Genomic DNA, 6838 nt, shown 5'->3' on the forward strand with positions numbered 1-6838 from the left:
CCCTCAAGAATAGCCTGTAACTGGCATGAAGAGCCCCCGGCCTGGCCGGGGGATGCATTCAGGGAGTCTTGTTACTTGGCTTCCAGCTTCATCAATTCTTCAATGGTGATACCGACCTTGTTCTCGCCACCGAACTTGCTGCCCTTGGCACGTTTGGCAAAGTGCTCCAAGTTGTAGGTGTAAGCCTTGGCCGGTAGCGGAACGATCTTCACTTCCTTGGTCAGTTTCTCGCCGTGCTTCATGTAATACTCGACGAACTCCTTGACTTCAGGCTTGTCAGCCGACTTGGCATTGACATAAATGAAGATCGGGCGGGCCAGTGGCTGGTATGAGCCGTCGATAACCGTCTTGAGCGATGGGAGAACCGCCGGCTTGCCTTCCTTGTCGACGATCGGCACGGCCTTCAGCTTGTCCTTGTTTTCCTCGTAGTAGGAAAACCCGAAGAAGCCAAGCGCGCCGATGTCGCGCGACACGCCCTGAACCAGAACGTTGTCGTCTTCTGAGGCAGTGAAGTCGCCGCGACTGGACTTTGACTTGCCGTTGATGGCTTCAGTAAAGTAATCGAAGGTACCCGAGTCGGCGCCGGCGCCGAACAGTTTCAGGGGACGATCCGGCCAGGCCGGGTTGATCTGCTTCCAACTGGTAATCTTGCCCTGCGCGCCCGGCTCCCACATGGCCTTGAGCTCGGCGACGGTCAATGACTTGATCCAGTCATTTTTCGGATTGACGACCACGGTCAGCGCATCGTAAGCCACCGGAAGTTCGATATATTCGATACCTGCCGCCTTGCAAGCCTCAATTTCCTGCTTGAGGATCGGGCGCGAGGCGTCGGAAACGTCAGTCTCGCCACGGCAGAACTTCTTGAAACCTCCGCCGGTGCCGGAAATGCCCACCGTCACGCGAATGCTGTTCTTCTTGGACTTTTGAAAGTCCTCGGCTACCGCCTCGGTAATCGGATATACAGTGGAAGAGCCGTCAACCTTGACCAGCGCCTGCGCCTGAACAAGTCCGGAGGCAGAAACACCAGCCAGTGCCAGGGCCGCAACGGCAGCAAATTTCGAAATCTTCATGCAACATTCTCCTTGGTAGTCTGAATAATCAGGTACAACAAAACAAGTTTATCCGGTGAATGTTACAACTCTGTTACATCACGATAAAACGGCTTCACGCACAGCCGCCGCGAGTTTCTCTGCTGCCGCCCGTACTTTCTCCGCATCCTGGCCTTCGACCATGACGCGCAATAGCGGCTCGGTTCCCGAGGCGCGCAACAGCACCCGGCCCTCACCCACCAGTGCCAATTCAACCTCCTGAAGAACGGTGGCAATCAGCGGATTCTCTTTCCATGGAAAGCCCTTGACCAGCGGCACATTGATCAATAACTGCGGATACAGCACCAGCTTGTTTAGCAAGGAACTCAAATCGCCGCCCTCCTCGCGCAGTGCAGAAAGCACCTGCAAGGCCGACACGATGCCATCACCGGTGGTGTGTTTGTCGAGACAGAGGATGTGGCCCGAATTTTCCCCGCCGAACATCCAGCCCTTGTCGCGCAGCATTTCCATCACATAACGGTCGCCGACGGCGGCCCGTGCAAAAGGAATATCCAGCCCGGCCAAGGCGTGTTCAAAGGCCAGATTGGTCATCAGCGTTCCTGCCACCCCGGTCACCGACCCATGCCGCAGTCGGCTATGCACCACCGCCAGGAGCAGTTGATCGCCGTCATAAACCCTGCCTTCGGCATCGACCATCATCACGCGATCCGCATCGCCATCGAGCGCGATGCCGAGATCAGCCTGGTGTGCCAGCACCGCCTTGCTCAACGCGGCGGTAGCCGTCGCACCAACCTCCTTGTTGATATTCAGACCATTGGGCTCGGCGCCAATGGCTATCACCTCGGCACCCAACTCATGAAAGACGTGTGGCGCAATGTGGTAGGCCGCGCCATGCGCGCAATCGACGACGATTTTCAGTCCGCGCAGATCCAGATCGTTCGGAAAGGTGCTCTTGCAAAACTCGATGTAACGCCCGGCGGCATCATCGATGCGGCGTGCGCGTCCAAGTTCTGCCGACTGAACGCAGACTAGCGGCGCATCGATCCCGGCCTCGATTTTCGCTTCCAGCGCATCCTCCAGCTTGGTGCCATAAGCAGAAAAGAACTTGATTCCGTTATCGTAGAAGGGATTGTGCGAAGCCGAGATGACGATCCCGGCCGTCAAGCGCAGCGCTCGCGTCAGGTAGGCCACGGCGGGCGTCGGCATCGGCCCAACCAGGCAAACATCAACCCCTGCAGCAGCGAAACCGGCTTCCAGCGCAGCCTCCAGCATATAACCGGAGACTCGGGTGTCCTTGCCGATCAACACCGCCGGGCGTTCGCCGGCCTTGAGGTGACCACGGGCCAACTCGTCTTCGACCAGCACCTTGCCCGCCGAATAGCCGAGGCGCATTACAAAATCCGGCGTAATCGGAGACTGCCCCACCCGGCCACGAATACCATCGGTACCAAAATATTTTCTTGCCACTTGTTCTCTCCCAGCCGCCTTACCAGAATGGCAAGGCGATAAAAGGCTGCCATTGTACTGAAACCTTCAGCAGATAAAAATGTGCTTTGCGAAACTGCCGATTTCAGTTTCTGCAATCAAGCACCAGCACAATGATCAACCGCCCCTGTGCCTGCCATTGCGCACACAAGCCCTCCAGAGAGCCGCCAAGACTCGCTTGAGGGTTTGATGCCAGATCAACATGCCAAATCGCCCTGTCCGGATAAAGAACTTCGTGACAACTTATTGATTCAATTATATTTTTCGACATATTTAATTCCTTTATCCAGAGCCACCGGATAAAGGAATAACAGCACGTCTAACAAGCCTGAGTTAACGAACGACCAAACTGCTGAAAAGACTTCAACTTTCCCAACTGACCGAAGTTGGCTGGCACCTTCTCCGCAATACGTACTGCAGCCAGTTTGGGCTGGTACGCGCCTTGCGCGGGCTGCGGACCAAAAGGAACATTGTGTTTCTCAAACAGTTGTTCCAGTTTCTTCTTGGGGTTGGCTTCTGTATCCGCTTTTTTGTTGTCTTTGATGGTGACCGGGTGTGCAGGACGCGACAGCACGGCTGACAGTGCAGAACCATCAGCCAACAGCCAGGCCTCCAGTTCTTTGTGAATAGCCACCAAATACAAGCACGGGTGGGCATCCACACCTGCATTGGTCAAAGACACCTGCAGGTCTTGCCGGTCTTGCAATTCGCCATCTGGCTTTCCCCAGCGCGGCTCAATATCCCAAATGATCAGCACTCGACAATAGCCCGAGGCAAACAAGGTCTTCGCCACATCACCCGCATTGGCGAACAACTCAGGCTTAGTGCCTTGCGGAAAGGCCTTGACCGCAGCGCCGGGCACTATGCGCCTGGCAAAGTGTTCATACACCTGCGCGTCTTCCCCGGCCAAGCGGCCCTCGCACACAATGGCTACTTTCATTCGTCACCTCCCCAGCCACCCGCCGGGGCTTCACCGACAGTCGCGGCAGGCGCATCAGCAGGGGGTTCCGGCTCACGCTGCAAAGCATTCATGGTGTAAAGCCGCCCCGGCATGAAATTTTGGCGCCAGGCCTGCATCTCCGAGCGACTACCGGGCCAGGTAAATTCTGGCCCCTTATTACCACGCTCGCACAGCAGCACATCGTCCAGGTCCAGCATGTCCAACAAATAAGGCGAGTGTGTAGTGGCAATAATTTGCGAGCGACCACTATTGGCTGCTTCGCGCATCAAGTCCACCACCAGCCCCACAGTGCGGGGATCCAGGCCGTTTTCGATTTCTTCGACAAACACCACCGGAGGTGGATCGGGGTCCAACAGCGTAGCGATAAGTGGCAACGCGCGCAGCGAGCCGGAGGACATCAACCACCCCGGAATTTCGTACTTGCTCTCTAGCAACTGCACATAGCTGCGCCGGATGATGCCCGCGTCAAGCACCTTGGGCTCTACATCGGTAGCGTAGGGCAGCACATAGCGCAACGCGTTGGTGATTTGCTCAAAAGCAGACGGAGAGCGTTCGCGCAGGTCGATTAAATACTCGGCTACATTCGAACCATCACTCGCCAACCGGATTCGCTGCCCACTGCGATTGACGGATTGCAATTGACCAATGGCGTCAGGGTTGAGTCGCAAAAAAAGCGAGCTACGCAAACTGCGCGTTACCCGATCGAAGGCTCCCAAAAAGGGAAGTAGACTATTCGCGCTGCCAACACTCTTCAGCGCGGCCTCCATACTGGCCTGCAAATCGTTGGAGTACTCGATGCCTGAGCTTTGGTTGGCGCTCAGATCAACAGCACTGCGTTCAAAGCGGGTGGTACCTACCTGTCCACGCTCTTGCTGGATATAAAGAAAGTTTCCGTTATCTGCTGTGTTGACTGCTAGCGAAAGCTTTGCATTGGCCGTGTCAACTTTGAGGGTCAGCGACAGTTCCATAGGGCTGGCTTGCCTGGCAAGCGGTGCGTTGCCAGCTTTTTTTGCCTGGGCACTCTTATGCCAGATGTGCTCAAACCCCTGCCAATGCCTCATGGCGCCTTCCACCCCTTCGTCCAGAATGCGCACATAGGTTTCAACTGCTTCCAGCAAACTGGACTTGCCGCTACCGTTGTTGCCAATGATCACGGTCAATGGCTTGAGGCGCACTGCTCCTGAAGTTCTTAGCGCCTTGAAGTTATTTACGGCAATGGACTTGATTTGCATGACGAAGATCCTGGCGAAGTCTTATTGAATCAGTTGGTTGGCAACACGGCGATAGGCGTTATGTGCATCCACCTTGACGGCATCAGCCACCAGCGGGAAGGTGGAAAGAATATGGGCGAACTCTTCTTCCGTAAGTCCATACAGATGCGCCACCAGGCCGTCGAGTTCGGCGCGCAGGCGGGCGCGCTCAGTGGGGTCGGTGGCACCTTCGTGGTGACTTTGCAAACCCACGGCTTTGGCGAGGTCGTCGAATTCGGGTGTGGTGCAGATGAGGCGGGCGGCGCGCTGGACAATAACCGCAAAGCTTGGGACCAATTTGTCCAAGCGCGGCATCGGGCACTGGTAGATGAAAAACATCGTCAGATTGGCCGAGACCTGCTGGCGCAGGTAGTAATCGAGCACAAAACTGTTCATGAACGCCAGCAGGAAGAGCTGTTCGGTAACGCTCTCCGGCTCAAATGCAACATTTAGTGAATGCCCGCTGAATACACATGGCGGCAAGATGGCGGCAATCATTGTGCGCTCATCAGTTGACCGCGCGATGGAACGATGAGCAAACCGATAGCGGTGGTAGGACAGCGCCTGTCCTTCGTCATCGCCGCGCCCGATCAATGATTGACGCCCACCGCACTCAGGCACCCAGTACTTGAAGGCCTGCCGAGCAAACTCGAACTGGTGAATCATTTTTCCTTCGACCAACGGCAAAGCGCCCGTCTCGGGCTGCGTTCTGAACAACGGCGCGTCGTCCGTCATGTGCAATTCGCGGTGTAGCTTGAGATTCCAGGCATCATTTACGTGTTCGCCGAGCAACGGAAACCGCAACAACTTTTGAGCAATAGTCACGTCCACAGCAGACTTGAATTCCATCACAGAATGACTGTCGGGGGACAAGCGCTTAATCAGTTCCACATCAAGCCAGAGCGCGCCCTCGGCAGGAAAGCGGGCTAGTTCCGCGACATCATGCCGCATGAAGGCGGCAGGAAAACGTAGCGTCCCGCCACCATTAGCTTCTTCCACAGTCTGCGGAGCCAGCAGGTCATCTGGGGGGGCGCTGGCGTTGAGTTCCCCAATCTGCTGCAAACGCGGTTTAGCCGATTTCTCAAAAGTCAGCACGATGAACTTGAAGCGACTGTCCACCCCTTCAAAGATCGTCTTCCGATTTTCGAAGCAGAACAAGCCTTCGATCTGCGTTTGCTCGAACAGCAAATCTCGTAAACCCTTGGCTCCCAAATCCGTATAGATGCCGCTGGGAATGACAATGCCACAATGGCCGCACGAACGTAGCAATGCAAAACAGCGCTCGGTAAACAACTTGTAAAGGTTCAGATCGGCTCCTACCTTGCGCCCGGCCACAATGGCGAACTGACTCTGGTACTCAGGAGCCGAACGGAAATATTGGTTCAGATACGGAAACCGACTCTCATAGGCCAGCCAGGCATCCCGCACCTCCACGTTCTGAAGCAGTTTGCCCCGCTCCTTCTCAAACTCCTTGATGCTCATCTTGTTCTTGGTGACCACGGCGGAGTATTCGGCGAAAAACTCTTTAGCCTGCGGCTTGAACACTTCCCACGGCGGGTTGGCCAGCACAATGTCAAAGCCACCACGCCGTTGCACGATGTCGTCGAACACGTAGCCCCAGTGGAAAGGGGTCTGGGCATCGATGTCCCGGCGTTCGATCTGGCGCTTTTTGGGCTTGCCCAGGTCTTTCTTTTTTGCGTCCCACTGGGCTTCTTCGTACTTGACGCCAAGCGCTTCGAACTGGTCGCGCAGCAGCTCGTTCATCACACTCGTGGCGTACTGCATTTCGCTGTCGATATCGTCGCGCAGTGATTGCAGATTGACCTGTTTTCCGAGCACTTCCGTTGCGTGGCGATAGGTATCGAGCTTGCGGTTTTTGTTGGCCAGGAGTTCGCGAAAAGGCGGCTTGAAGAGGTCGTCCTGTTTGCTGTTGAATTCGTGTTCGTCCACCCGCATCAAGCCCACCAGCGAATTGCCTGGCACGATATTGAAATCGATGTTGGGCAGCGGCTCCAGGTCCTCAACCTTGCGCACCGACGACACCATGGCCAGAAACAGGCGCAGCTTGGCGATCTCGCAAGCCTCTTCCATGA

Annotated in this window: 5 protein-coding genes; all 5 read right to left on the reverse strand. The window is 55.9% G+C overall.

Annotated features, from left to right (window positions below; all coding sequences use genetic code 11):
* Positions 1-71: 71 nt before the first annotated feature.
* The 5 genes from ACOYNV_RS08550 to ACOYNV_RS08570 all read right to left on the reverse strand — a co-directional run bounded on the left by ACOYNV_RS08550 (position 72) and on the right by ACOYNV_RS08570 (position 6836).
* Entirely contained in the window at positions 72-1070 is a 999-nt protein-coding gene (locus ACOYNV_RS08550) for a PstS family phosphate ABC transporter substrate-binding protein (protein ID WP_422899341.1), read from the reverse strand.
* Positions 1071-1148: 78 nt separating this feature from the next.
* On the reverse strand, positions 1149-2516 hold the full coding sequence (gene glmM / locus ACOYNV_RS08555; protein WP_422899342.1) for a phosphoglucosamine mutase: 1368 nt from the start codon (positions 2514-2516) through the stop codon (positions 1149-1151).
* Positions 2517-2853: 337 nt separating this feature from the next.
* Positions 2854-3474, reverse strand: coding sequence for a hypothetical protein (locus tag ACOYNV_RS08560; RefSeq protein ID WP_422899343.1), 621 nt, complete (start codon positions 3472-3474; stop codon positions 2854-2856).
* Positions 3471-4727 carry an AAA family ATPase gene (locus ACOYNV_RS08565; RefSeq protein WP_422899344.1) on the reverse strand — a complete coding sequence of 419 codons (1257 nt, stop codon included), beginning with the start codon at positions 4725-4727 and terminating at the stop codon, positions 3471-3473. The genes ACOYNV_RS08560 and ACOYNV_RS08565 overlap by 4 nt, the downstream gene beginning before the upstream one ends.
* A gap of 21 nt (positions 4728-4748) precedes the next feature.
* A complete protein-coding gene (locus tag ACOYNV_RS08570) occupies positions 4749-6836 on the reverse strand; it encodes an Eco57I restriction-modification methylase domain-containing protein (RefSeq protein WP_422899345.1) in 2088 nt (695 codons plus the stop codon).
* Between the last annotated feature and the right edge of the window lie 2 nt (positions 6837-6838).

Source organism: Propionivibrio sp. (genome assembly GCF_049316945.1).
Lineage (GTDB): Bacteria > Pseudomonadota > Gammaproteobacteria > Burkholderiales > Rhodocyclaceae > Propionivibrio.

What these genes read in the sequence shown, in the direction of transcription:
- ACOYNV_RS08560 (WP_422899343.1), bottom strand. Translation starts at nt 3,474, where the DNA reads ATGAAAGTAGCCATTGTGTGCGAGGGCCGCTTGGCCGGGGAAGACGCG.
- ACOYNV_RS08565 (WP_422899344.1), bottom strand. Translation starts at nt 4,727, where the DNA reads ATGCAAATCAAGTCCATTGCCGTAAATAACTTCAAGGCGCTAAGAACT.
- ACOYNV_RS08570 (WP_422899345.1), bottom strand. Translation starts at nt 6,836, where the DNA reads ATGGAAGAGGCTTGCGAGATCGCCAAGCTGCGCCTGTTTCTGGCCATG.
- ACOYNV_RS08550 (WP_422899341.1), bottom strand. Translation starts at nt 1,070, where the DNA reads ATGAAGATTTCGAAATTTGCTGCCGTTGCGGCCCTGGCACTGGCTGGT.